Genomic DNA, 25295 nt, shown 5'->3' on the forward strand with positions numbered 1-25295 from the left:
CCACAGGGCATTGTCCCCGGCAAGTTTTCACCTATCCAAGCGGGACAACCATCGCGCCATGAGCCAAGACGCAAGCAACCGTATCGACGAACTTGAAATCCACATCGCCCATCTCGAAAGCTCGATGCATGATATGTCCGACATGATCAAATCGCAGTGGGACCGGATCGACCTGCTGGAACGGCGCAATAAATTAATGGCCGAAGATATTAAACGGCTTGTCGACTTCCTACGTACATCACCAGAAGATGATGCACCCCCTCCCCATTATTAGTGGTGCCAAGAACTGGCCCCGCCAAACACAGAGATGCCCGTGACCAACCCCTATCTCGACATCCCGGTGTTCGACGATTTCGCCAAGGTTCTTGACCCGTCGGTCTATCACGAACTGCCCGATGACTGGTGGGTTGGCACATCCGATATTGTCGGATCAACCAAGGCGATTGCCGCCGGGCGTTACAAGGAAGTCAACATGGTTGGGGCCTCGATCATTGCCGCTGCTACCAATGCGATCGGGCATTCCGACTTTCCGTTCATCTTTGGTGGGGACGGTGCGGCGATTGCCTGCCCACCCGACAAGGCTTCCGCCGTCCGCGATGCTCTTGCCGCGACCGCCATCTGGGCCAAGGAAGAACTGGGCTTTGATTTACGGGTTGCTTTGATCCGTATTGATGACATCCGCCAAAATGGCCGTAACGTCCGGGTCGCCCGTTTTCTCGCATCTAAAAAGCTTGCCTATGCGGTATTTTCCGGACGCGGCATTTCCTGGGCCGAAGACCAGATGAAACTGGGCCATAACCTGATTGCGCCTGCCCCGTCTGGAACACAGCCCGATCTGACCGGCCTTTCATGCCGATGGTCGCCAGTCCCGGCAGAGGACGGCTGCAAAATCCTGTCGCTGATCATGCTGCCCCGCGATGATCTGGCCCGTTTTGACCTGTGCGCAACCACGCTGTTTGGCATCCTTGAACAGGATCAGCGTGAAAGCAATCCGATCCCGGAATCCGGCCCGGATTTCCGGCTTGGATGGCAAAGCCTGCGCCTTGAAGCACTGGCAACACAAGGGACCGAAGGGTCAAAGTTTCGCGCATGGCTGAAGGCACTTTTTATTTCCTGCGTTGCCCTGTTTCTGTTTAAAACCGGCCGCAAACTTGGCGATTTCGATCCGGTCCATTACCGCGAACAAACCAAACTCAATACCGACTTCCGACGCTTTGGTGATGGCATCTGGCTGACACTGAATTGCTCTGCGTCCCAAATCAGCCAGATTGAGAGCCTGCTGTCAGACGCAGAAAACAACGGCGATATCTGGTTTGGAATAAAGCAGCAGGACGAAGCCCTGATGACCTGTATCGTTCCCGATATTGCCACGGACTCCCACCTGCATTTTCTGGATGGTGCCGATGGCGGTTATACCGCCGCGGCCAGCATCTGCAAGGCCAAGATGAAAAAGCCCGCAGCATAGTCTAATCATGCAAGGTTCGCATCGGCGTAAAATCTTGATGCCTTTCTTGCATCAAACATCGGTTTGCGCGATCCTGACACGTCTTTTGCGAAAACAGGTGACCGCCATGGATACCCGCGAACTTCAGGCATTGATTGCCGTTGCCGATGAAAAATCCTTTCACGGGGCCGCCGCCCATCTTGGCCTGACGCAGCCTGCCATCACGCGCCGCATCCAGCGCCTTGAAGAACGCATTGGCACACAGCTTTTTGACCGGTCATTGAAACCGTTGCAGCCGACCTCCGCCGGGCATCGTGCATTGGCCGAAGCCCGAGATCTTTTGCGCCGCCTTGATGGTTTCACCGAAAGCATCACCGGCAACAATACCGCAATCGGCCCGTTCCGCCTTGGCGTCAGTCATGGGGCTGCACCGCTTCTGGCGGCACGTGAACTGCGCGACCTGCACACACGTTTTCCCGACATGTCCCTTACGATTAAAAGCGGCTGGTCCAGCGAACTGTTGCCACTGATGCGTCGGGGTGAAATTGATGCCATGCTGTCGCTTGACGGACCGCATGGCACAGTCGGCGGGATTGATGTCCGCGATATACCGGCAAGTCTGCGCGCGCAAAAGCTTCTTGATGACCAGATCGTTGCCATAGGGCCACGATCAGAGAAACACCACCCCAAGAACATTGCCGAACTGGCCAGACATCCAATGGTCCTGATGCCGGAGGGCTGCACTTTCCGGGCACTTGGCAATGCGTGGGCGCGTCAGAACGGGGTACAGTTCAAATCCGTGCTCGAAGTTTCCGCCCTTGAATTGCAGATCGAAATGGTTGCCGCCGGGGCAGGATACGGCATCATGGCGCGGCGTTTCTGCATGCACAGCCCGGCGGCAAACCGCATCCGCATCCTCGATATTCCCGGCATGAACTGGGATATGGGGATCATGCTGATCCGCCGCCAAGCCAATACTGATCTTGATGATATCATTGATGCTGTTGGCAAAATTGTCGTCGAAGCCGGAGCAATATCCGACCCTCTGCCAGAAGATAATGCACAAATGTTATCAGTATAATGATCCGAATGAATTGGACGCATTGCACCACCGCGTTCAAAATTGGAACAATTGTTGAAATCCGCTCCGGAGTAGACCGATGAGCCCCACTCTTCGCACCGCCAGGTGGTTTCCCTGGCTTGTTCTTGTCGCTGGCTGTCTTGTTCTGGCAGTCAATCTTGGCATTCGCCCGTCGCTCGGCCTGTTTATCCCTGATATGCTGACTGCCACCGGTTGGAGTGCTTCCACGTTTGGACTGGCCTTTGCCATTCAGAACCTGATGTGGGGCGTTGCCGCCCCGATTGCCGGTGCCCTTGCTGATCGCTATGGCACAACCCGCACCTTGATCGGTGGCGCAGCGTTTTATGCGCTGGGCCTGTATCTGATGGGCACCTCGACCTCACCACTGGAACTGCATCTGACATCAGGCTTCCTGATCGGGGCAGGTGTCGGTGCGACCAGCTTCCCGGTCATTCTGTCCGCCATCAGCCGTGCCTTCCCGCCGAATAAACGAAGCTTCGCCCTTGGACTTGCATCTGCCGGGGGCTCGGTTGGTCAGTTTGTGATGGCCCCGACAACCCAGTTTCTGAATGACAGTGTCGGCTATGTCTCTGCCCTTGCAATCCTTGCCGTCATGTCAATGATCATCGTGCCCTTTGCCTTTGCACTTACGGGCAAGGCCGAGGCCCACGGCCCCAATTCGGGTGGGGTCGATCTTGGCCCGAGCGGGCTGGTCGCCGCCTTCCACGAGGCGCGCAAACATCGCGGTTTCCTGCTGCTGAATGCCGGTTTCTTTGTCTGTGGGTTCCATATTGCGGTGATCGCCACCCACCTTCCGACCTTTACCCAGCTTTGCGGGTTACCCGGTTCGGTCGCGGCACAGGGACTTGCCATTGTTGGCCTGTTTAACATTGTCGGCACCCTGACCGCCGGTTGGGCAGGCGGCAAATGGCGAAAAAAATGGGGCCTGTCGTTTATTTACGGCATGCGAGCAGTGGTCATTCTGATCTTTATGATTGCACCCAAAAGCGCTGAAACCATCTGGCTGTTCTCGGCGGTGATGGGGGCCTTGTGGCTGTCGACCGTGCCGTTGACCAGTGGCATCATCGTGCAGGTTTTCGGCCCGCGCTATATGGCAACGCTGTTTGGCATTGTCATGCTGTCCCACCAGATCGGTGCGTTCTTTGGCGCATGGATGGGGGGAATCATCTTTGATCTGACCGGTAGTTTCGATGGTGTCTGGATCGCTTCCATCGCGCTTGGCATCTTTGCCGCCCTCGTGCATATGCCGATTGACGACAAAGCCCTTCGGGTCGAAGCCAACGCCTGACCAGTGACGATCCTCAGAAAACAAAAGCCGTGACACAGACAGTCTGTGTCACGGTTTTCTCATATTAAACCATCGTCACAATGATCTTGCCGCGCGCCCGGCCCGATGCTTGCCGGGTAAATGCATCGCCGAACTGATCGATTGGCACGGTCCGGTCGATCAGGACCTTCACTTTATTCTCGTGTATCGCTGAAACAACCCGCGCCAACCGTTCCCCGTCAGACATATGAAACACAAACTGCGCATTGACATTATGCGCATGTGCCAGAGCCTCGTCCGGCGGGGCAACAAGCGATAGCAGCCTGCCGCCGCTTCGCAAAACACCAAACGATTTTTGCTGTGTTTCGCCGCCAATGGTGTCAACCACCAGATCGATATCCGAAAGCATTTCCGCAAAATCGGCATGACGATAATCAATCACCTGATCTGCGCCCAATGTCCGCGCAATGTCGATCCCATCCCCGGATGCGGTTGCAATCACGCGTGCACCTGCCGCGCGGGCGAACTGGATGGCAAAGCTACCCACCCCGCCTGTCCCGGCATGGATCAGAACGGTCTGCCCGACACCAAGGTCGCCCAGCTCGAACAGCACCTGCCACGCTGTTCCCGCCGCCGTCGGAATGCCTGCGGCCACTTCAAGCGGCATGTATTCAGGTAGCTTCACAAGGCAATTTGCCGGAACACAGGCGAACCCGGCAAAGGCACCACCTGCGACCGGATCAAGCCGGGCAATAACCTTATCACCTTTCTGCCAGCCGATCACATTTGCGCCGACGTCCTCGATCATCCCGGAAATATCTGATCCCATCGTGTATCGGAATTCCAGCGGGAAATAGCCCTGCAACACGCCGCTTTGCAATTTGATATCCAGCGGATTAAGAGCTGCGGCCCCGACCCGGACCAGCACGTCCTCCGGGCCGATTTCCGGTGTGGCAATATCGCGGATGACAGGTGCCGTATTGTAATCATCAAGTCTAACGGCTTTCATTGCGAGGCCTCCTGATCAGTGATGGGCCATGCGCCCACCTGATACAACCAGCCAAGCCAGTCTTCCAGATGCCACGTATGGGTCACTTTGCCGTTTTCGACATAATGGAATTCGTGGATCGGCATGCGAAATGCCCTGCCTGTCGGCGCAATCCCGAACCATTCGCCTGAATGCGTGCCGATGATTTCCGCCCGCACGGCAACCCGGCCCGGTCCGCCAATCATTTCGTGGACGATTATTTTCACGTCTGGAAAGGCAGCCTGAAACGCCCTGATCAGCGGCTTCATGCCGTCGCGTCCCGGTTCCTGCCCGGGGGCCAGCGGGATATCCTGCCAGTCGCTGCAAACCGCCTCATCCAAAAAGTCGGCACCTTCGCTGAAAGCCCGGTACAGTGCTTCGATGGCCTTGCGATCCGGGTCTGATACCCCGGTAATCGCGGGCGTATTGATTTGATCCGTCATTTTCATTTCCCATTCAGGATTGTTGGATATGGGGAAATGCTACCGACCCTCTCGGCATACTTGAAATCAATATAAAACATGTGACAACATCCATCTCATGGATTTACATGGTATCGACCTCAATCTTCTGGTGGCCTTCGACGCGCTGATGAAAGAACGTAGCGTCACGCGTGCGGGCATTCGTATTGGCCGCACTCAACCAGCCATGAGTGCCGCACTATCGCGACTACGTGGGTTGCTTAATGATGAACTTTTCATCCGCAGCCCTGCGGGTTTACAGCCAACCCCGCGTGCCCTTGATCTTGCCGAACCACTCGGCCATGCACTGGCCGAAATTCAGCGCACGCTTGAATTCACCCAGACGTTTGATCCGACGACGTCCACCGCGACCTTTTCCATAGCACTTTCGGATCATCCGACCTTCAAAGTCCTACCGGTGTTGCTTGATGCGCTGCGTCAGAAGGCACCGGGCATCACGCTGCGGATCGGCAATTTCACCGCCCGGGATGACGCCATTACCCTGCTTGACGCGGGGGAAGCCGACCTAACGATTGGCGTACCGCCTTCTGAAACCGGCCGCATCCTGACCCAGCCGCTTTTTTCCGAAAACTTTGTCTGCGTGATGCGTCGCGACCATCCTGCTGCCAAGGCACCGCTGGATCTTCCAGCCTTTCTGTCGCTATCGCATTTGCTGGTATCACCGGAAAATGACCGCTTTGGTCTGGTGGATGCGGCATTGGCAAAAATGGGCCATAAACGCCGCCTTGCCGTGACCCTGCCAACGATGTACGCCGCCCCGCTTGTGATTGCGCGCTCCGATCTGATCGCGACCCTGATGGCTGGCGTCATTCCAGCGTCTGGCCAGGCCGATGCTCTTGCCATTCGATCGCTTCCCTTCGATCTTGATCCGATTGGCTTCACCATGTCCTGGCATCGCCGCAATGATGTCCATCCCGCACAACGCTGGCTGCGCGATTTTGTCGCGGGCCTGCCGCTTGATGAATAACAAGATGCCCGGTATCTGCTACACCGCCGACCCAAATCGCCTCTTTCCCGCGACATGGCGTTAAGCTAAAACCCGTTAATGGACAGACCGATTTACATGACCCCCGAAGGGCTCGCAGCCCTTCGCACCGAACTTGATCATCTGTGGAAGAAGGAACGACCCGAAACCGTTGCCGTGGTTTCATGGGCGGCAGGCAATGGCGACCGGTCGGAAAATGGTGATTACATCTATGGCAAGAAACGCCTGCGCGAAATTGATCGCCGGGTGCGGTATCTGCGCAAACGGATAGAGGACGCAGTTTTAGTTGATCCGCGCGAACAACCCGACCACAGCCACGTCTTCTTTGGTGCCACGGTCACCTATGTGAATGCACGGGACGAAGAAGTCACCATCCGCATCGTTGGCGAGGACGAGGCCGAAAGCCTCAAAGGCAAAATAAGCTGGATTTCACCCGTCGCACACGCCCTGATGAAAGCCGGTGTCGGTGATGTGGTGACGCTACGCACGCCAGCAGGCGAGGACGAGCTTGAAGTCCTGAAAATCAGCTACCCGACCGTGTAACCATTGGGTTCTGTCACCGCAATTTCATATCCGTCCGGATCACGGACAAAGAACTGATGCGTGCCGTCCTCAAGCTCCGTCACCGGCTCTGGCTTGAACCCGGCATCGTTTAGCGCGTCAAACATGCCGTAAACATCATTGCATTCCAGATACCAGACCAGCCCGGCAAAGGATGGCCGCATCCGGCGTTCTTCATGTGAAACACCGCCATGCGCGGCCAGCATCAAACGTATTCTGGTATCCCCGTTACCTGCCTCCAGCATCGCCCAGACCGGTTGCTCATCCAGGTCGGACAAGGTACGCGCCACCACCTCAAAACCCAGCAAACGGTAAAAATCGATGCTGCGGTGAATCTCGGCAACGTTTAAAAGCGGTGTGGCGGCTGTGATCATCATGATCCTGTTAAACGCAAAATCGCGGCACGATTATGCCCGCCTGCGCCACACGCGTATAGCCCCTGCCGCGCCCGATAAGGCCGTCTTCTCACATCCGGCTTTTAACCCGTCTAGTCGGTTCGGCTTGCAACGGGTCGTCGGGCCAGTAATGTTTGGGATAACGTCCCTTCATCTCGGCCTTGACCTGCGCATAGGAGCCGTTCCAGAACCCGACCAGATCAGACGTTACCTGAAGCGGCCTTTGTGCTGGCGACAGCAGATGCAACGTCACCGCCACCTTGCCCCCGGCGATTTTGGGGGTTTCGGTCGCGCCAAACATTTCCTGCAACCGGACCGGAAGCGCCGGTGTTTCAGCACTATAATCAATGCGGATGTGTGATCCGGTCGGCACGGTCCAGTGGGTCGGTGCCAGACGATCAAGCTCTTGGCGCCTGTTCCAGTCAATGCCCGATACCAATGCCTCGGCCAGATTGACCTGTTTAAGCTGGCTGCGTTTATTGATCCCGCCAAGATATGGCATCAGCCAATCCTCAAGCCTGCCCAAAAGCGCATCGTCGCCCATATCAGGCCAGTTTTCCGGATCGACCCGGTGCAGGAACGCCATCCGTTCGCGCAATCCTTCGGCTGCTTTGTCCCACGGTAGGCAATGCAGGCCAAGGCGACGAATGCCCTCGATCATCGCAGTTGCAATCGCATCCGGTCCGGCTTCGTCACGGGTGTTTTTTTCATCAAGCACCAGCGCGCCGATCCGCCTTTGCCAGCGCGCCTGAACCGCATCGCTTTGCGCATCCCAGAAGACCTCTGTCCCTTCGGAAATCTGATCGGCGAAATGGGTTTCAAGACTCGCGCGCGATAACGGTGCGGCAAGGTAAATCCGTGCTTCGCGCGCCTGCCCGTCAAGCTCCGCCACCGCGATATAGGGTTCGTTCGCCAATGCATCGTCATTGGCCAGTATCCCGCCACGCCCGCCCGACAGACGATAACGCGCATCAGTCCCCTTGCGCCGTTCGCCAATCCGGTCGGGATAGGCAAAGGCCAGAAGCAACCCGACCTGATCGGCATGATCAACAGGATCATCGGGGCCAGCGGGGTCATGATTGCCCGCTTTGCAGGCATCTTTCTTCGCGGTATCACCCAGTCGCCGTGCAAGCTGTCTTGCGGTTTCCGTGATCATTTTTGGGGCCTTGCGGGCCAAAATCGCCTCGACCCGAAGCCTTAAATCCGCCCCACGCCCGCGCATGAAATCCCGATCCGACAAAAGTGCTGCCAGCGCACAGGCAACCTCGCCCAGTCCAAGGCGCGCGCCACGCAACATCATATGTGCCAACCGCGGATGCACTGGCAATCCGGCCATCGCAGTTCCCATTGGCGTGATCCGGTTAGCATCGTCAATCGCCTCAAGCCGCCGTAACACATCACGTGCCTGTTCGATCTTTGCCCCGTCGGGCTGATCAAGCCACGGCAGGCTTGCCGGATCAGACACGCCCCAGCGGGCGAGCTCCAGCGTCAGCGGCGCCAGATCGGCATCAGCAATTTCCGGCGTGGTAAAAGGCGGACGGGCGCGATGTTCGGCTTCTGCCCACAGGCGATAACATACGCCTGGCTCCAATCGTCCGGCACGACCGCGACGTTGTTCGGCACTGGCCTGCGATGATTTGACCGTCACCAGCCGCGTCATGCCCGATGCCGGGTCAAATCTTGGCAAACGCTGCAATCCGCAATCGACCACCACCCGAATGCCATCAATGGTTAATGACGTTTCGGCAATCGCAGTCGCCAGCACCACCTTGCGCATGCCATCGGGTGCTGGCTCAATCGCAATGTCCTGTGCCCTGGTTTCCATCGCGCCATAAAGCGGCGCAATGATCACCGATGGATCAAGCCCGTCTTTCAACGCCGCCTCAACCCGCGTGATTTCCCCCTGCCCCGGCAGGAAGGCCAGGATTGACCCGCTTTCCTCGCGAAGTGCCAACCGGATCGTCGCCGTCATTTCTCGATCAATCCACGCATCAGGTCGGATCGGGACATATTTTGTTTCGACCGGAAAGGCGCGGCCTTCGCTGGTGATCACCGGGCAACCGCCCATCAGGGCCGCAATCGGATCGCCATCAAGGGTTGCTGACATCACGACAATGCGCAAATTATCGCGAAGGGCGGCCTGTGTTTCCATAGCCAATGCCAATCCCAGATCGGCATCAAGCGACCGTTCGTGAAATTCATCAAAAATCACGCAGCTAATGCCTGATAGCTCCGGATCATCCTGGATCATGCGCACCAGAATACCCTCGGTCACAACCTCGATACGGGTTCTGGCGGAAACCTTGCTGTCAAACCGCACGCGATAACCGACTGTCTCGCCCTCGCTTTCGCCCAGCAACTGTGCCATCCGGCGCGCTGCCGCCCGCGCGGCAAGCCGCCGGGGTTCGAGCATCACGATCTTCTGATCATCGCGCCATACACTTTCCAGCAACGCCAACGGCACCTTCGTGGTTTTCCCTGCCCCCGGCGGGGCCTGCAAAACAGCATTGGTACCGGTTTCCAGCGCGGCACAAAGGTCGGGCAGAACGGCATCAATCGGAAGGACGGGAAAGGCTTTGGGCATGAACGGCTTTCTGATTTCTGGCTTGGGGACCGGTATCTGCACCGGTTATTTCCCAAAATGCTCAAACGGGCAAGGTTAGGTGTCTCTGGTACTCACCTCAATCCGCCGCGCATTCAGGATAATCCCCCGCTCCCCACCAATCCGTTGCAGGGTTTTAAGCCCGCGCGTCAGCCCATAAAGCTCTTCCATATCACCACTTGTGCGCATTTTCTGCGCCTCGATCCGGGTGATCTTAAAAAGATCGAGGAAGGCCTCCTCGGAAAGCGCACGAAGGGCTTCTTCCTTCCCCGGCCGGGCCGGATCAGGATGCTCGAAAGTTAACGGCAACAAAGGGTTCAATGTGTGTTCCATCGCCGCCTTTTCTATCACAATCGACAATGCCCAGACCATCCAGGCCTGCGTCCAGCGCATATAATTACGACGATCCACGCCAAGGCACCCGATCCCGGCATAAAAAACACCGCGTTTGGTATCAAACAATGCATGACATGCCCAATCGGCAATCTTCTGTGCCGCGTTCAGTTCCCCAAACCGGCACAGTGTCGCAATTGCCTGTGCCACCGCATGACAATCAAGATACCCATCCCGCCAGGCAAAGCTGCGCGGATGGCCGGTCGCATCAAAGCATTCGGTACGATAAAACACATATCCGCGCATGACCGCGTCATCCAACCCGACCATCCCGGATGCACGAACCCGATCAAGAAGATCAAGGATGTACCCGGTATGAAAGCCATCAATAAATCGATGATGCGCCCGCGTGCCATATTCCCACGCCCCATCGGACCGCTGTGCGGTCAAAACCCGCGCAACCGCCTTCTGGCTGATCTCATTACCCGGATCAATCCGATGTAACGCCCACGCTGTCCAAAGGCTGGCATTATGGATTTCTGCATGCCCTTGGCCGACATAGGCAAAATACCCATCCCGCCAAAGCCCACGCAAAAACCCCGCGGCACGTTGCATCACCGGATCGGTTGGCGACATACCGCGCGCCATTAGCGCATCAACGACAAAGCTCGTAACAATCGCATTGGACGCACCGCATGACACATAAAAGGCGCGCGCCTGCCATGCAAACGGATATCCCCATCCACCATCGGCGTTTTGCATCTGGCAAAGCCTTACGGCCACGTCACAAAGCCGAACACCATCGCCTGCCCCCAAAAGCAATGCCAATGTTTTCGGGTTTTGCAAAACCGGAATGATCGCGATGTGGCGCAATGCCCGCGGCCCACGCTTTATCGCCTGCAACCACACCAGCCGCGCCATGCGAAACCGTCCCAAACCACTTGCCCGGAATAACCGGCTTTCAAGCCCGTCGAACGGATCGGCGCCGGCGAAGTCGGTGTGAACAATCCCCGCAAGAACACGATCACGCACCGCAATCAGATCATTGCCTTGCATCGGCATTCTCCCGCATGGCAATCCCCGCCGCCATCCCGCAACAAATCAGGTAATGCCCGTATGAAAGCGTATTATCCGTCACCATGGTTACAGCTACCGATGCCAGAATACAGACAGCCACCCGCGACCCCCGCGCAAGCCATATCAGCATCCCCCAGCCCATCACCCAAAGGATTATACCGATCAATCCCGTCTCGAACAGGATGCGGAAATGGTCGTTATGAAGCGCGCCAAAAGCCGCTGCAGATGGCAACCGCTGCAAAACTGCCTCTACACTTCCCGCGCCAAAACCAAGCCACTGCTGAACGGTGTCAGCCTGTAACCAATCATCCCAAAACATCTTCCAGAACGCCAATCTCCCGCTGCCATGGGTCATCAGAAGACGCGGCAGCCAGATAGCTGCCATCACAATTGCGCCGAGCAAAACCGGTATCCCCAAAAGCCAGGTCATCGCATGCGAAAACCGCCCCCGCCCAAGCAAAACAATCACAAGTGCCAGAACCGCAATCCGCGTCTGGCTGAGCAAGACGGCAATGCCGCTGATCACGCCGATCACACCACGTGCAGGCCGCGCCATCACACAGGCCAGCACAAACAACCCCAGAAACAAAAACGGGTGATTAAGCCGCCATCCCTCGTGCGTTGCCTGAAAAACACTGGCAACCGGCAGATAAACCGCAAGTGCGGGCACCATGACGTGCAAACACTCCCGCCCGAGACAAATCCCGCAAACCAGCCCCAGCGGCAGGATCAAAAGATTGCCGATCAGCCGCAGCTTCTCGTCACTATCACCATCGCCAGCCCCGACAACCGCGATCAACCCACACAACAAAAGACCGGCGACCAATCCATCGCCCTTTAATCGGGCCCGGAAAACCGCAGGAAAAACCCAAATCCCCCAGAAACCAATCAAAACAAGCTTCGGCGCCACCCCGCCGAACCCGGTCAGCCAAAGGGATACCAGCATTGCGCAAGTACCCGGCAAGATGACAAGTATAGAAACACCTGTTAGGGACGCGGCCCGATCCGACTTCAGGTTCAGCTCGGCCATAAACATCCCCACCCGAAACTGGTCCCACCACACCACAGGACAAACCCGCAAAACTCCGTTATCGTGATAGTATTGTATTCACGGATATTTTCGGGATGCCGATGCCACGACTGGGACAATTCTGTCTGACATCGCAAATCGTTCTGGCACCGCTTCTGCTGGGCGGAGCGCGGCCATGGGCGATGGCGGTTCTGACCATTCTGACCGGTATCGGGCTGATCGTCACCGGATGGCGCAGCAGGATGGAACTCACCCCAGGCATTCGGCAGATTGTCCTCGCCGGGGCACTTGTTTCTCTTTGGCTGGTATTGCAGGCAATACCAATCTGGCCTCTCCAGCCCCTGCCCTTTGATGCGCCCCGTATCGCTCTGTATCCGAATGCGTGGCAATCCATGATCGGCAATATCGTCTGGCTGGTTGGAACCTGCATTCTCGCGGCACAGAATGCTCGAAACCAGGGCGCGGCTTTCATCCACCATATCGCCGTCGCCGTGGTAGTTTCCGCATCCATTCAGGCCATCCTTGCGGCCTTTGCCGATGCAATGGCGCTTAAAACCACCTACTGGTTTGCCAAGCAGGCCCATCTTGGCGACTGGACCGGCACCTTTGCCAATCGCAATGCCTTTGGCGGGTTGATGGCAATTGCCACCTTGTGCTGCCTCTATCTGTTTTGCCGCAGAAGTGCCACCACGACCGGGCAGCGGATCGACCATGCAGGCGGCTGGGTTGCCTTTGCCCTGATTTTCACCGCCGCCGTGATCGAAAGCCATTCGCGCAGTGCCGTTATGACCCTTGCCATCGCAGTCGCGGGTTTCGCAATCCTTTATCGTCCGGCCCGTTTCCGGATCGGAATTTGGCGCGCCACCTATCCTGTCCTGATTATCATCAGCATGCTGGCGATCCTGACAATTATTGCCGCGATGGCACCTGACCTCGGCAATCGTTTCGCCGAACTGGCACGACCCGATCTGATCCAGCGCGACGACGCATGGCAAACAGCACTCATCGCGATATCCCATCGCCCGCTTGCCGGTTTTGGCCCCGATGCTATCGCACTGGTGATGGATCATTTCGCCATCACCGGTCTGAACCGTAACGCTGCATGGTTCAGCAGCCATAACCTGTGGCTCGACGCCGCACTTGTTTTCGGCATCCCCACCACAATCCTGATTGTCGGTTTCATCCTGTACCGGTTAAGCCGAGCGATCCGAAACACGGGAAACAGAGCGGACCAAACTCTGCTGATCACCCTCGCCATTGTGAGCGGTACCATAGCCAGTCTTGGCTGGGTTGCCTCTCTCCCGGCGCTCATTCTGCCGTTCCTATCGGTTCTGTGCGGTCTTGAAGCAGCGCCGAAAGCGCAAGGTTGCGAAGTCTCACAATATCTGGACGGTTACCCGAGATCAGAACCGCGTCTTCCAGCTCCTGCGCTATCGCCAAGGGATTAGCTCCCCCGATTTGTGTACTTGCAACTGCATGCAGGGCCTTCAGGTTGGGATCAAACGGTTCATCTTCTTGATGCTTCTTTAGAATTTCCAGCAACTCTGCCCAGTTCCCTGAACGGAAAAGATCAAATCGTTCCTGACGATCCGCATAGCGAAGCAAACCGTCCCCATCCCGAAGTGCCAGTTGGACGTCATTTGGCCTTACTCCGGTCAGCACATCGAACTCGCGAACAAAGCCAACCGTTCCGACCAACACCAATATTATGCCAAAGACCAAAAGAAGCAGAGAACGTCCCATCCTTTATGTTCCCCAAACCGTGTCAGTCCTATAGCCATACGTTTTTGGGGTATCAGCGGCCATTAACACCAGACCATCAGGGGAGCATTCAGCGATTCCGAACTGATCCAGTGCTCTCATAACATCTGGCCGTCGACTGAAATTGTTGCGCACAACCATCAACCGTACGTCAGCCAACCGCATCAGGGTTACAGAATCTGCCACCATAAGAACGGGCGGTGTATCAATGACGATCCTGTCATAGCTTGAGCGCATGATTTCAGTCAAAGCTCCAAACCGACTTTCGATCAACTGCGTTGCCAGCACACCAGGCAATCCGTCTCTGGCACCAAGATAATCCAGATTTCGATCAACCTTGGTCACCTTGGATACAAGAACAGAAATATCCTCTTCGCCGATCAAAACGTCTGAAAGGTCGGGAATTCCGGCAATAGACGAAAGATGTCCCGGGCGTCGCAAATCACCGTCAAGCAAAAGGGTCTTAAATCCGCGCCGGGCATATGACAGTGCTAGTTGAGCTGAAAGACGGCTTTTACCCTCATTTGGACTTGCCGAGCCGACGCAAATCACCTGCGCCTTACCTGCATCCAGCTGTCGAGGATCGGGTTCGGTTCGCATCATTTCGGTCAGGACAATAAGATGCCCCAACGCTTCTTCTGTCGTTTCGCCGATTTCGAGATGTTGCGAATCATCGCGACTTAACGGCACTCTCCCTAACACTGGCAAAAGAAAAACACGTTTCAGATCTTCATCACTCCGTATTGCCTGATCAAAATAATCACGCAAAATCACGATCAAGACGGAAACAAGCAAAGCAACAAGAACACCCGCGATCCAAAGATCGTTCTTCCTGGGGAACTCGGGATAAAGCGGTACTGAAGGAAGCTGCAGTAGAAGCGTATCGGGCTTCAGCTCGGCAATTGATGATAGAAGTTCCTGTTCGCGAGCCCCTAAAAGCTCGACGGTCCGCTTTGCTTCCTCGACATCTCTTTCAAGCACTCCCTGTCCGGCCAAAGCCTCGTGTTTTTTAACGAGTTCTTTCTTCCATCGCACAAGCTGTTTCAGAACAAGTTCATAGCGAGCCTGAGCATTGGCATTACCGAAGTCAATCTGACGCGCTGAACGTTCTAGTGCCTTTGCAAGGGTTTGCTGAACACTCCAGATTTCCCCGGAGATACGAACCATCGAAGGGTGAGCAGGCTGATATCTCTGTTCCAATTCGGCGTAATTCTGCTGCAAAACCTCGTATTTCACCTGAAGATCCCGAACCTGATCGTCCTTGGCAATATCGGGAAGAGCCAGCAATTCCTCACTGGATTTTACAGCCTGACGCTTTTCAAAAAGCATCCTTGCCGCTTCTTTTTCCTGAAAGGCAGTGTCAAGTTCGGCATTCAGATCATAAATCCGCTCAAGGATCAGTTCTCTTTCTCTATCAGCAATGTTACCGGAAGACTTTTCCCAGTCGGCATGACGCTGCTCAACAGTTTCCAACCTCTTTCGAGCTTCGTCCAACTGCCTTTGAATCACAGTTAACTGGTTGTCCATCCCCCGACGAAGTTCATTATTTCGCAACCAAACAAAGCTCTCCGCCACCGCCGACACGATCTGGTAGGCTCGTTCAGGATCATCATCCGTAACTCCGATTTGAATGACGGTCGAATTTCCTATCCTCTCTACATCAATCCGTCTTCTCAAAGCTTCGACATCTTTATCAATTTCGTCAGAAACTTTGGCATCTGATGCGATAAAACCCTGATCATTGCCGAATATCCTTCGCAGGAAGTTTCCCCGCGCGTTGGCTTCCTGCGAAAAAATGATACCTTGTCCGCGCAAAATCGACATAACCGTCGACAACGTTTCGTTGCCAACAATCATCTCCATTCGGGTTTCAACGAATTCGGCTGCGTTTGGCCAAACCGCTTTTGGGAAATCTGTTTGTGTTGTTGCCGGTTCTTCCCGAACAAATCCAACCGACGCAAACGATTTGTATACGGGCGAAAAAAATGAAATCGCAACGGATGCCATCATCAACAAGGCGACGAATGAAACCGCAAAAACGCCGCGACGCCGATACAAAATCCCCACAAGATCGGAAATGGTCATTTCCAGATAACGCTTCGATGCGATACGGGATACTGACTCTCGCTCATCTCTCATCTCGGGCTCACTGACTGCGGGATTTCGTATAGCCCGTCCCCGGTCAACTCCTTGTCATAAAATACAGGGGTCTGCTGGCTTTCGATCGGCAACTGGTTGCTGTAATATTTTGAATACTTTAATTCGAGAAAAAGGTGGTCGGCGTCAGCGGTCTCTCCTTTATCTTCTCCACGCTCCTGAAGCTTGGAACGCTGATAAGTTTGTTCCACAAAACTTATTTGGACCATACTTGAATAAATATTGGGCGATTGCCGCTTTAGCTCTTCGATCACACGACTTCCCCCACCACTGAAGTCCGCAGAAACCAGATGAAACACAAATTTTATTAAAACGGCTTCGACCAGAAACCCGACACCACTCACCGATATTCCCGCTTTCACGACGAAAAGAACGTTTTCAAGCAGCGACAGAACAGAAACCAGATCTGTTGCGGAGAGATTTCCAAACCATTCTTCAGGTGTCCCAGCGTTGCCTACATTTTGATCTGTCAGGGCGTTAAACAACCAAACGATCAGTTCCTGAGTGATGTCGGCCAACGCAATTTCACCAGTTACCCCGGCAGTCCTGAAAACTAGGAAGTCTGCCAATTCTGCTGCTAGCTCCGGAATTTTGTGGTCAATGCGACTTGATGGTACGGTGAGCGGTTCAGTGGATTGCGCAACAGCTTGGGACGCAAAAGCAAACATCCCACCTGCGAATACACAGGCAAAGAGAACCCGCCATTTCAACCGCATCACAACAGCAGGAATCACAATTCGCGCAAACCACGCAAGACCACAAACATAGCGCGGCACCATAACTCTCGGCGCACAGACCATCCGCCATGCGAATTCCAACCCGTATCGTTGCCAGATTTTCGGTGCCCGTTTGATATCACCAGAAAGCACATCAAACGCCCCACCAACCCCCATGACAAACCTGCATCCGGTTTGGGCACCGTAATCGATCACAAATGCATCCTTGCGTGGGCTTGGAAGGGCTACAAAAACCGCATCCGCCCTGCTTCTGCGCACCATTTCAGCCAGTTTTGCATCATTCGTCTCATACCCATGATGGGCACCAACGATGGTCAGATTAGGAAAATCGAGCCGAAGTCTTGTCTGAAGCCGATCCAGAACTTCGGCGCGTGCGCCAAGTAAAAATACCGAATACCCGACCGCCTCAAACCTTGGCAAAAGGCTTTGCATCAAATCGATACCCGTCACCCGTTCGGGTACCGCAATCCCGAGCAAACGTGCTGCCCAAACAATCCCCATGCCATCTGCAGACAGGCAGTCGGCCTGCGTCAGAATCCTCCAAAGGTCTCGGTTCCGGCAGGCCTGCGCAAATTTGACCGCATTTAGCGACAGGTGACGGAAACAGACCTCATGATGGATGTGCTCACAGATACGGTCAGCCAGTTCCATCTGCCTGCTCAAATCAAGAGTCAGACCGAAAAATGCCCGTCGGTCGCTGTTCATCCTCGCCGATCTCTCCCCAATGTCTCCCGATGCGATGGCTGTAATTGTTTCCGCCCCAACAACCATCTGACAAAGCATTGAAATTGAAAGTAACTTATGATTGTTTTGTCATCAAGATAAACACCATAAGGTGATAGCGCGTGAAGATCATTCTGGTCACGAATATCGTTCCGCCTTACCGGCAGCGTGCTTATGGCGTGCTGGCCCGCCTTGCTCGCGCCCGCGATCGGGATGGTGAACTTCATGTTGTCTGCACCCAGCATCACGAACCGCAACGCGGATGGCCGATCCTAACCGGTGATTTCACGCAGTCGATCCTGCCCGGCGTCAAAATGCCACTTGGTGAAAATCGCGTCATCGCCCTGAATTTTGGGCTACTACACACTCTTGATGCTGCCCGACCGGATGTTCTGGTTCTTGCCGGATTCGGTCCGGCGCAATGGCAGGCGCATCGTTATGCCTATAGGTACAATATCCCGACCATCGTGCAATTCGATGGCTGGGCCGGATCGGATGTGGCATATCAAAATCCACTGCGGCAAAGCATCCGGCACAGGATGATCGCGCGTGCCAGAATCGGCATCGCTGCCGGGGAGAATGGCCATGACTGGTTTGTCCGTTTTGGCAAGGCCGGAACCGACATCCTGATCGCACCAATTCCGCCCTCTTTCACGCCCCCAGATCATCGGTCGGGATTTGATGATCGCCCGATCGATCTTCTGTGGTGCGGGCGACCGACACGATCCAAGGGTTTCGATACCTTCCTTGAAATCGCAAGCCAGCTTCATCGCAATGGGACTGCCAAAAACATCCGGATCGTCGGTGCAGATCATCACAACGGCGTTGCGGACCGGCTGTCACACATGGGGTTAAGCGCGGCTACAGAGCTTATGGAAAACGTCGCGCCCTCGAAACTTCCGGCTCTTTACCAGCAGGCCAAACTCTGCCTTCTGCCAAGCCGCAATGATGCCTATGGCGTCACCGTGATCGAGGCTATTACCTGCGGAACAGTCGCTCTGGCAACCAACCAGGTCGGCTGCGCCCGTGATGTTCTAGGCTCGTCCGAAATCCTGCCTTGCAACATTCTGTCGGTGTGGGTTGATGCGTGCACCAGACTGCTTTGCGATCAGGTAGCATGGCAGGAAACACAAACCGCGCAGCATGCGCGCATCCCCCATAACAATCCCGCCCATCACGCTAAAACACTCTGGCAGGCCTGCCTTATGGCGACGAACCAGACGGAGGCCGCCTGATGCATCAACACCTTTCCAGGCCCAACGCCCCCGTCTGGATGATCGGTCGCAATGACCAGTTCTGCATTCTCGCAGCCCATCTTGCGAATCATAACCGGCTGGTCCGCTGGGACAGTTTCTGGCGTCATGACGGCAATGGTCTGATCACGCCACCGGCACGACATGTCGACCCGACGCTCGCCTGTATTCCCGGTCGTCATCTTCTGCCTGATCTGCTGGGCAAGGTCGCCCAAAAACTACGCCTGCCTGCACGCAATCTTTATTCCGATCTGCCGCTGTCATGGCTGGCACGTATCCATATGCCCGATGCCCGCATCCTGCACGGACAGGGGAATTACAGCCTACCAGCCATGCACGTCGCCCGCGCGCATCGCATGACAATCATTTCCGATGTCACCGGCCAGCTTGCCCCGATCCGCCACCGCCAACTTACCGATGAATATCGCCATCACGGTTTACGTTATCGCGAGATATCGAACTTCCTTGCCCGTCGCCGGATCGCCGAAGCACGCTTTGCCGATGGGGTCTTTGCGCCCTCCGACGCGGTCGCCGCAGGGCTTGAAGAATGCGGCATCAATCCCGCCCGCATTCATCTAGTGCCCTTTGCATCCAGCCTGTGCGCGCAGCTTTTAAACAGCAAACGACCACCACAAAGCCGCGGTGTCACCCGCCTGCTTTATATCGGTAACATCGCGATTGCCAAGGGCATCCGGATATTGATCGAAACCTTTCGAACCTTGCGCACCCGGCTTGGCCCGACCATTACGCTTGATCTGATCGGCCCGGGCCAGTCTTGCGCGCTTGCCTATCTGGCCAAGCTCCCTCAGGGCTGCGTCTGGCACGGTCCGCTTCCGCAAACAGAACTGCCCCGTCACTTGGCCTCCGCTGATATATTTGTATTTCCCAGCCTGTCAGAAGGCTGCAGCCTTACCGTGCTCGAAGCCATGGCAGCCGGATGTGCCGTGATCGCAACCCCCGATGCCGGAAGCCCGATCAAACATGATCAAACCGGCATCCTGATCCCACCACGCAATAGCGAGGCACTTGCCGATGCCATCCTCCATCTGCAGGCAAATCCGGCCACACGCAGTTTCTTTGGCAAAGCTGCCCGCCAGCAAATCTCTATCGACATTGCGCAAGGTTATGGCAACCGGGTCGAGGCCGCCTATGACAGGATCCTTGCCCGTCATGCATAGGCTGTATCCCGTCTGGCTTCTCATCGCCAATCTGGTCGCGCGCCTCGGCGGCATGATCATTCTGCTTTTGATCGGCCATCACTTTGCCCCGGATCAGCTTGCAGATTACTTCACTGCCCTTGCAACCGTCGGACTTGCTGTAACCATCGCGCAGGCCGGATGTGGTCCACTTCTCATCCGACTTTATCAAACCAGCCAAATCAAGGTGATTGTCGCCATCTGCTCTCTGCGCGTGGCTTTGGCGCTTGCGGCAACCGCATTCGTCATCATCACCACCAATATCCCTGTATCACCGATCCTGCTGATGCCACTTACCGCGGCATTTGCCTCGGACTGGATCATTACCGGCCGCGGGCAGCTTTACAAAATCGTCCTTATTGCCGTTTTGAGCCAGAGCGCCGGGGTAGTCACCGCCGTCATCGCCATTGCAACCGACAGCAATCTGGCCCTGTTTGCCATCGCCCCCGCGATATCACTGGCAAGCCTGATCGCTGGCTCACTCTTGACCCTGCGCGAACACCCTCGCGAGCACATCGCGACCAGAAGACTTACCCGTAACCAAGTGATCAACCTGATTGGGTTCACCCTGCTTGTCGGGGCGCTGCCCAATCTTGATTTCGTATTACTCGGTCAAAACCTGCCCGACTCACCGCAGGCCAATCTGATACTGGCCCAACGCATTTTCCTGATAACGGCCGCTATCATCGCCAGCATTTCGGCTGCATTGTTTGCCAAACGACAGGCCGGGTTGCTCCTTGATATCTGGCTTATCGCTCCCCCGCTTGCCATAACCACAATCCTTCTGCTGCTGCCCGAAGCACTGACGTTTCTGTTTTACAGCACTGCCAATGCCGACCTTGCCTCCTTGCTGCGCACGGGCGCCTTCTGGCCCGTACTTCTCGCCATGATCTCGCGCCAGATCCTGATCTCCCAGGAAACGGAAAGCCGGTTCTTCCCTGGCTGGCTTTGCCTTGCTCTTCTGGTTGTCTCAGGCGTGCTTCTGCCGGCTTCCCCTCATGAAACCGATGCTGTGATCATTATGCAGCTTCGCCTGAGCCTCTGCCTGATCCTGATCGCAATATGTTACCGCAGTCCCATTTTGCGGAACAAACCGGTATGAAGAGATTGCAGGCCGAAATCATCAATAACTGCCTCGTCACAGGCCAGTATGGCGATATCCATTTCGGGCCATGGGGTTTTGAATGTTCCGACCGGCATTCTTTCGTCACACTCACCGACCAATGCCGTAATGCGCGCCATATTGGCAATCAATGGCAACTTGCCGAGGGCGACTGGGCGCTTGATTATCATACCCGTCAAACAGATCCGAACACGCTGCACATCCGGACGACACTCACCGCGCGTTGCGACGGACTGTTGCAGGATGCCGTCATCCGGCTGGTCTTTGACAAATCCAACATTCAAACCGGCGAAATTGCCGGTCGCACATATCCCCACACCGACAGTGACAGATACCGCCTTTACCCCGTCCGCAACGTCCGACTGAACGGAACCGATGGCACAATCGTTTCCGTCACCCTTGATCGTTATGACGGTGCCGGTCGCTTTGCGCCCTATCTTTATCTGCGCGATAGCGACGATCATTGGATCATTCATGCCCGTCTGCTGCCAATTGATCCAGTCGATCACGTCTGGCTGCGCTGGGCCAACCGCCTTTTCACCCTGTCCACTCCGGACTGGCTTGCGCGTCTGATCTGGAAATGCCCGGGCGGTAGGACCATCTTCTGGCGCCTGCGCGAACGGCTTGGTCGGCACTGCCCCGAAATACAGGCCGTACCGCTCAATAACCTAAAATCCGGCCAGTCCCTGCTGCTGGAGGTCACATGTCGCTTCCCGTAAACCCTTCCAATCTGCAGGAACGCTGCCTTCGCCTCGCCCGTCTGATAGGCGATCAACTGGCTGATCAGCAATGCAAGGACGGCAACTTCGCGCAGCACAGCTTTTACGCCAAGGCCTATGCCCTCGCCCTTTGGCAAAATCTGGATGATGCCCGCTATCTACCGAAAAGAATCGCGGCGATAAACGCCCTGAAAATCGAAAAGCAGGACCACCTCTATCACCGTGAATTCATCGAAAACGTACTGCAAAGCTGCCCGGACATGAACTTCGAAACCCGGAACGCCATCTTGCGAAACGCACCATATCAAACACCCAATGTCGCAAACTGGCGCATCCTTGCCATGCGCATCCGCCAATCAGGTTCATGGCGGGATAAACTGCGCGCCAAACTCGACTGGTTTTATATCCGCGTCCGCTTCTGGCGCGTGCCCGCTTTCATGGATCGTCCCGGCTGCTTTTCAGCCCAGTATCATTCCTTCTGCGCAGCCTTGCTGTCCGATAGCCCCATCCAAGCTCAACGTGAAATCGCGACATATACCACCAATCTGATCGCACAGCTTTGCGGGACGACAGGCATCCCCAACCCTGTCGGGCGTGGTGCCGGGCAAAGCTTTGGTGCGGCAACCGCCCTTTATGCCTTGCTCAAACACGGTTATCGCCGGGAGGCTGAATCCATTCTGTTTCACCTTGAACAGATCCTGTTGATGACCGAAACATTGCCGCTAAACCTGCTTGCCCCCCATCCTTTGCCTGATGCCCCCGGCCCGGACAATTCACAAACACCGGGCTGGTATAGCTATAACCGGCATTACGATTATCTGGCTTTCACCGGCTTCTGGCTGTTCCGCGCAGCGATGAATAACCCATCCGAACCTTCGCCAAACATTCCGGCCACCGCCACGTCCGATTTTCTTGTGATCAAGGATACCCGCCATTATCATGCCCGCATGTGCCTGCGGGGAAAGGCGTCTTATGACGTCACACCATCACCAGTTCTGATCACGAACGGCCATATTTTCCTCCCCCCTACCGGCGGCGAAGAAGACTTTCCAAGCCTCTATAGCCCGGCATCCCAGCCTCTTCCCGCCTTTGCCGGTCACGAGGTTTTCGGGGCATTCACATCGAGCACCGTCAACGATACCAGCGTAAATATCACATTCAGGCTGGCAGAGTTCCGGGGGCTGCGCAGCATTACATTCCACGAGGACGAAATTGTCATCCATGATCAGGTCCAGACAGACAGCCCATCGGGTCTGCATCTGTTCCGCCTGCTGGTTCCCGCCAGTTTTGCCTTTGAAAGACTAGATAGAACCCGGATTGACGTCCCCGAATTGAACCTGCACCTGATCGCCGATCATCCGCTCCATATTGCCGATGACGGCCTGTTTGCCGTAACCGGCCCGGTTAAAACGATCTTTGTATCGAACCAAAGCACCGCAACACTTCGCATTGTCTGGAATCCGTCATGACCCGGGATGATGCGATCACCGTGATCACCACGGTTCGAAACGGCGATGCCTTTCTGGACCGCTATTTTGCCAATCTGTCGCATATTCTGCGCCCGCAGGATTGTGCGGTAATCGTTGACGACGGATCAACCAATCGCGTCATACTTCCCAAAGGATTAAAGCAGGCCCGGCTTATCCGAAGCAATCCGATTGGCAGGGGGGCTGCGCTTAATCTTGCCATTTCCTATGCCCAAACCGACCAGATTGCGATTCAGGATATAGACGATCTGTCGTATTCCGACCGACTGCTGATACAAGCCGACATTTTACGCACCAATCCGCATGTACTCGCCTTTACCAGAGGACAAGAAGCACAAGTAAAAACCAGCAGCGATCAATGGCATGAAATGCCCGCCGTGCAGCTTTATCGCAGCAATCCGCTGCATCATTCATCTTTGGCTTTCCGTCGCGATATCTGGCAACAGGCGGGCGGATACGACCCCGATTTGCCCTGCTGCATTGATCTTGATTTTTACCTGCGGGCTACGCGCATTGCCGGGGCCGCCATCTGGCGGTTGGACCAGCCATTGATCACGCGAAATACCGATCCTTCAACCCGCCACTTTGCGTCCATCCAAACCACAATTTATCGCGACACATTGCGCCATGTTCTGGCCCGCCATCGCAAAGGCATAGCCCCGCCGATCTGGATGCGCCTCTTTGATCTCAAACGCGCATTGGGGATCGGCATATGACCAAACCCCCGCGAATTATCGCCATGCTGCAACTGCCCCCGCCGATGCACGGGGCTACGGCCATGAATGAAAGGGCGCTGACCGCATTACAGAAAACCTGTGATGTGACACTGCTTGAAATGCGTTTTACCAATCATCCGCGCGACATTGCCAAACTGACAATCGGCAAACTGGTTAAGGCATTTTATCTGTCGCTCAGGCTGCTCTTCGAGCTCTGGCGAAAACCTGATGCGCTTTACATCAATTTTGCCCCGTCCGGCAGCGCGTTTTATCGTGACAGCATTTATGTCCTTATGTCGAAGCTGTTTGGCATCCCGGCGATCCTGCATCTGCATGGTCAGGGCCTGCAAGCAGGCCGGGAAAACAGGTTTGCAGCCTGGCTGCAACATCGAGTCTTTACCGGGCAAACCGCTATCATTCTTGGCGATGCCTTGCGCCATGAACTTTCAGGCCTTGGTTGCCAATCCACAATCATCGCCAACTGCCTTCCTGAAGAGGCCTTCCAAATAGCACAGCCCCTATCCGGCAACACCACGCCACGCCTGCTTTATCTGTCGAACCTGTTTCGCAGCAAGGGCATTGACGATGTGCTGGCGGCCTGCGCAATCCTTCGACAGCGCAATATTGATTTCGCATTGGATATCGCCGGGGCAAATGGTGACATTTCAGCCGGCGAACTTGAACGATTAGTCGACACTTTCGACCTTGAAAATCACTGCCTTTATCACGGCCCGGTCGATGCCGGTTATCGCACAAAGCTTCTGTCCAAAGCCAACCTTTTCCTGTTTCCCACCCGCTACCCGAACGAAGCCCAACCCCTTGTAGTGCTGGAGGCCATGGCCGCTGGGGTTCCCGTCATCACCAGCAGCATCGGCACATTGGGCGATATCGTTCGAGACGGCGAAACCGGGCGTGTCTGCCAACCGGGCAATCCCGAAATACTGGCTGACCGGATATCCGACGCTTTGGCTCAAACAAAAGAAACACAGGATATGGCAAATGCCGCACAGGCCTTTTGCCACGCGCATTTCAGCAAGACCCGTTTTGACCACGATTTGCAGCAACTCATCGGTCAAATCGTTTCTTGATCTCGATGGTAATGCCAGCCCAAAAATATC

At 55.5% G+C, this 25295-nt stretch carries 22 protein-coding genes; 14 read left to right on the forward strand and 8 right to left on the reverse strand.

The annotated features are described in order from the left end of the window. Positions 1-58 precede the first annotated feature (58 nt). The 4 genes from TH5_RS15145 (at position 59) to TH5_RS15160 (ending at position 3834) form a co-directional block, all read left to right on the forward strand. Complete coding sequence (locus tag TH5_RS15145; protein ID WP_114122524.1) at positions 59-274, forward strand: SlyX family protein; 216 nt, start codon at positions 59-61, stop codon at positions 272-274. Between the two features lie 33 nt (positions 275-307). Beyond that, a complete protein-coding gene (locus TH5_RS15150; RefSeq protein WP_114122525.1) occupies positions 308-1465 on the forward strand; it encodes a DUF3095 domain-containing protein in 1158 nt (385 codons plus the stop codon). A gap of 37 nt (positions 1466-1502) precedes the next feature. Further along, complete coding sequence (locus TH5_RS15155) at positions 1503-2525, forward strand: LysR family transcriptional regulator (RefSeq protein ID WP_244204937.1); 1023 nt, start codon at positions 1503-1505, stop codon at positions 2523-2525. Between the two features lie 79 nt (positions 2526-2604). After that, positions 2605-3834: an MFS transporter gene (locus TH5_RS15160; RefSeq protein ID WP_114122526.1), complete on the forward strand. Its 1230-nt coding sequence runs from the start codon at positions 2605-2607 to the stop codon at positions 3832-3834. Positions 3835-3898: 64 nt separating this feature from the next. Here TH5_RS15160 and TH5_RS15165 read toward each other — a convergent pair whose 3' ends face one another. Both TH5_RS15165 and TH5_RS15170 read right to left on the reverse strand, forming a co-directional pair. Next, positions 3899-4822: an NADP-dependent oxidoreductase gene (locus tag TH5_RS15165; RefSeq protein ID WP_114122527.1), complete on the reverse strand. Its 924-nt coding sequence runs from the start codon at positions 4820-4822 to the stop codon at positions 3899-3901. Further along, positions 4819-5283, reverse strand: coding sequence for an ester cyclase (locus tag TH5_RS15170; protein ID WP_114122554.1), 465 nt, complete (start codon positions 5281-5283; stop codon positions 4819-4821). The genes TH5_RS15165 and TH5_RS15170 overlap by 4 nt, the downstream gene beginning before the upstream one ends. 97 nt (positions 5284-5380) lie before the next feature. Here TH5_RS15170 and TH5_RS15175 point away from each other — a divergent pair, with 97 nt between their 5' ends. Then, the gene (locus tag TH5_RS15175; protein WP_114122528.1) at positions 5381-6289 is read left to right on the forward strand and encodes a LysR family transcriptional regulator; all 909 of its coding nucleotides are present in this window, start codon (positions 5381-5383) and stop codon (positions 6287-6289) included. Positions 6290-6367: 78 nt separating this feature from the next. Beyond that, a complete protein-coding gene (gene greB, locus TH5_RS15180; RefSeq protein WP_244204938.1) occupies positions 6368-6850 on the forward strand; it encodes a transcription elongation factor GreB in 483 nt (160 codons plus the stop codon). Here greB and TH5_RS15185 read toward each other — a convergent pair. The 4 genes from TH5_RS15185 to TH5_RS15200 all read right to left on the reverse strand — a co-directional run bounded on the left by TH5_RS15185 (position 6835) and on the right by TH5_RS15200 (position 12221). Beyond that, the gene (locus tag TH5_RS15185) at positions 6835-7245 is read right to left on the reverse strand and encodes a VOC family protein (protein WP_114122530.1); all 411 of its coding nucleotides are present in this window, start codon (positions 7243-7245) and stop codon (positions 6835-6837) included. The genes greB and TH5_RS15185 overlap by 16 nt on opposite strands. Before the next feature lie 88 nt (positions 7246-7333). Further along, the gene (gene hrpB / locus TH5_RS15190; RefSeq protein WP_114122531.1) at positions 7334-9847 is read right to left on the reverse strand and encodes an ATP-dependent helicase HrpB; all 2514 of its coding nucleotides are present in this window, start codon (positions 9845-9847) and stop codon (positions 7334-7336) included. 75 nt (positions 9848-9922) lie between these two features. Then, positions 9923-11254 carry a prenyltransferase/squalene oxidase repeat-containing protein gene (locus tag TH5_RS15195; protein ID WP_114122555.1) on the reverse strand — a complete coding sequence of 444 codons (1332 nt, stop codon included), beginning with the start codon at positions 11252-11254 and terminating at the stop codon, positions 9923-9925. Continuing rightward, positions 11241-12221, reverse strand: coding sequence for an O-antigen ligase family protein (locus tag TH5_RS15200; protein WP_244204939.1), 981 nt, complete (start codon positions 12219-12221; stop codon positions 11241-11243). The genes TH5_RS15195 and TH5_RS15200 overlap by 14 nt, the downstream gene beginning before the upstream one ends. Before the next feature lie 179 nt (positions 12222-12400). Here TH5_RS15200 and TH5_RS15205 point away from each other — a divergent pair, with 179 nt between their 5' ends. Then, positions 12401-13753: an O-antigen ligase family protein gene (locus TH5_RS15205; protein WP_114122533.1), complete on the forward strand. Its 1353-nt coding sequence runs from the start codon at positions 12401-12403 to the stop codon at positions 13751-13753. A gap of 298 nt (positions 13754-14051) precedes the next feature. Here the strand turns inward: TH5_RS15205 and TH5_RS15210 are convergent, their stop codons facing one another. Next, positions 14052-16151 carry a GumC family protein gene (locus TH5_RS15210; protein WP_114122534.1) on the reverse strand — a complete coding sequence of 700 codons (2100 nt, stop codon included), beginning with the start codon at positions 16149-16151 and terminating at the stop codon, positions 14052-14054. A 50-nt stretch (positions 16152-16201) separates the two neighbouring features. Beyond that, positions 16202-17665, reverse strand: a complete 1464-nt coding sequence (locus TH5_RS15215) for a WecB/TagA/CpsF family glycosyltransferase (protein ID WP_167443567.1) — start codon at positions 17663-17665, stop codon at positions 16202-16204. A gap of 140 nt (positions 17666-17805) precedes the next feature. Here TH5_RS15215 and TH5_RS15220 point away from each other — a divergent pair, with 140 nt between their 5' ends. The 7 genes from TH5_RS15220 to TH5_RS15250 are packed head-to-tail and all read left to right on the forward strand — an operon-like array spanning position 17806 to position 25265. Then, positions 17806-18918, forward strand: coding sequence for a glycosyltransferase family 4 protein (locus tag TH5_RS15220; protein ID WP_114122536.1), 1113 nt, complete (start codon positions 17806-17808; stop codon positions 18916-18918). Further along, positions 18918-20114 carry a glycosyltransferase family 4 protein gene (locus TH5_RS15225; RefSeq protein WP_114122537.1) on the forward strand — a complete coding sequence of 399 codons (1197 nt, stop codon included), beginning with the start codon at positions 18918-18920 and terminating at the stop codon, positions 20112-20114. The genes TH5_RS15220 and TH5_RS15225 overlap by 1 nt, the downstream gene beginning before the upstream one ends. Then, complete coding sequence (locus tag TH5_RS15230) at positions 20107-21234, forward strand: MATE family efflux transporter (RefSeq protein WP_114122538.1); 1128 nt, start codon at positions 20107-20109, stop codon at positions 21232-21234. The genes TH5_RS15225 and TH5_RS15230 overlap by 8 nt, the downstream gene beginning before the upstream one ends. After that, complete coding sequence (locus TH5_RS15235; protein WP_114122539.1) at positions 21231-21974, forward strand: hypothetical protein; 744 nt, start codon at positions 21231-21233, stop codon at positions 21972-21974. Before TH5_RS15230 ends, TH5_RS15235 begins: the two co-directional genes overlap by 4 nt. Next, complete coding sequence (locus TH5_RS15240) at positions 21959-23443, forward strand: hypothetical protein (protein ID WP_114122540.1); 1485 nt, start codon at positions 21959-21961, stop codon at positions 23441-23443. The genes TH5_RS15235 and TH5_RS15240 overlap by 16 nt, the downstream gene beginning before the upstream one ends. Beyond that, positions 23440-24177, forward strand: coding sequence for a glycosyltransferase (locus tag TH5_RS15245; protein WP_114122541.1), 738 nt, complete (start codon positions 23440-23442; stop codon positions 24175-24177). The genes TH5_RS15240 and TH5_RS15245 overlap by 4 nt, the downstream gene beginning before the upstream one ends. Next, positions 24174-25265 (forward strand): glycosyltransferase family 4 protein, encoded by a 1092-nt coding sequence (locus TH5_RS15250; RefSeq protein WP_114122542.1) that lies wholly within the window; start codon positions 24174-24176, stop codon positions 25263-25265. The genes TH5_RS15245 and TH5_RS15250 overlap by 4 nt, the downstream gene beginning before the upstream one ends. The last annotated feature ends 30 nt before the right edge of the window (positions 25266-25295 follow it).

The organism is Thalassospira xianhensis MCCC 1A02616 (assembly GCF_003326475.1).
GTDB lineage: Bacteria > Pseudomonadota > Alphaproteobacteria > Rhodospirillales > Thalassospiraceae > Thalassospira > Thalassospira xianhensis.

Coding starts and splice junctions, on each gene's coding strand:
- TH5_RS15150 (WP_114122525.1), top strand. CDS start 308: ATGCCCGTGACCAACCCCTATCTCGACATCCCGGTGTTCGACGATTTC.
- TH5_RS15235 (WP_114122539.1), top strand. CDS start 21,231: ATGAAGAGATTGCAGGCCGAAATCATCAATAACTGCCTCGTCACAGGC.
- TH5_RS15175 (WP_114122528.1), top strand. CDS start 5,381: ATGGATTTACATGGTATCGACCTCAATCTTCTGGTGGCCTTCGACGCG.
- TH5_RS15250 (WP_114122542.1), top strand. CDS start 24,174: ATGACCAAACCCCCGCGAATTATCGCCATGCTGCAACTGCCCCCGCCG.
- TH5_RS15240 (WP_114122540.1), top strand. CDS start 21,959: ATGTCGCTTCCCGTAAACCCTTCCAATCTGCAGGAACGCTGCCTTCGC.
- TH5_RS15230 (WP_114122538.1), top strand. CDS start 20,107: ATGCATAGGCTGTATCCCGTCTGGCTTCTCATCGCCAATCTGGTCGCG.
- TH5_RS15170 (WP_114122554.1), bottom strand. CDS start 5,283: ATGACGGATCAAATCAATACGCCCGCGATTACCGGGGTATCAGACCCG.
- TH5_RS15210 (WP_114122534.1), bottom strand. CDS start 16,151: ATGACCATTTCCGATCTTGTGGGGATTTTGTATCGGCGTCGCGGCGTT.
- TH5_RS15200 (WP_244204939.1), bottom strand. CDS start 12,221: ATGCTGGTATCCCTTTGGCTGACCGGGTTCGGCGGGGTGGCGCCGAAG.
- TH5_RS15205 (WP_114122533.1), top strand. CDS start 12,401: ATGCCGATGCCACGACTGGGACAATTCTGTCTGACATCGCAAATCGTT.
- TH5_RS15160 (WP_114122526.1), top strand. CDS start 2,605: ATGAGCCCCACTCTTCGCACCGCCAGGTGGTTTCCCTGGCTTGTTCTT.
- TH5_RS15155 (WP_244204937.1), top strand. CDS start 1,503: ATGCCTTTCTTGCATCAAACATCGGTTTGCGCGATCCTGACACGTCTT.
- greB (WP_244204938.1), top strand. CDS start 6,368: ATGGACAGACCGATTTACATGACCCCCGAAGGGCTCGCAGCCCTTCGC.
- TH5_RS15225 (WP_114122537.1), top strand. CDS start 18,918: ATGCATCAACACCTTTCCAGGCCCAACGCCCCCGTCTGGATGATCGGT.
- TH5_RS15245 (WP_114122541.1), top strand. CDS start 23,440: ATGACCCGGGATGATGCGATCACCGTGATCACCACGGTTCGAAACGGC.
- hrpB (WP_114122531.1), bottom strand. CDS start 9,847: ATGCCCAAAGCCTTTCCCGTCCTTCCGATTGATGCCGTTCTGCCCGAC.
- TH5_RS15195 (WP_114122555.1), bottom strand. CDS start 11,254: ATGCAAGGCAATGATCTGATTGCGGTGCGTGATCGTGTTCTTGCGGGG.
- TH5_RS15145 (WP_114122524.1), top strand. CDS start 59: ATGAGCCAAGACGCAAGCAACCGTATCGACGAACTTGAAATCCACATC.
- TH5_RS15185 (WP_114122530.1), bottom strand. CDS start 7,245: ATGATGATCACAGCCGCCACACCGCTTTTAAACGTTGCCGAGATTCAC.
- TH5_RS15215 (WP_167443567.1), bottom strand. CDS start 17,665: ATGAACAGCGACCGACGGGCATTTTTCGGTCTGACTCTTGATTTGAGC.
- TH5_RS15165 (WP_114122527.1), bottom strand. CDS start 4,822: ATGAAAGCCGTTAGACTTGATGATTACAATACGGCACCTGTCATCCGC.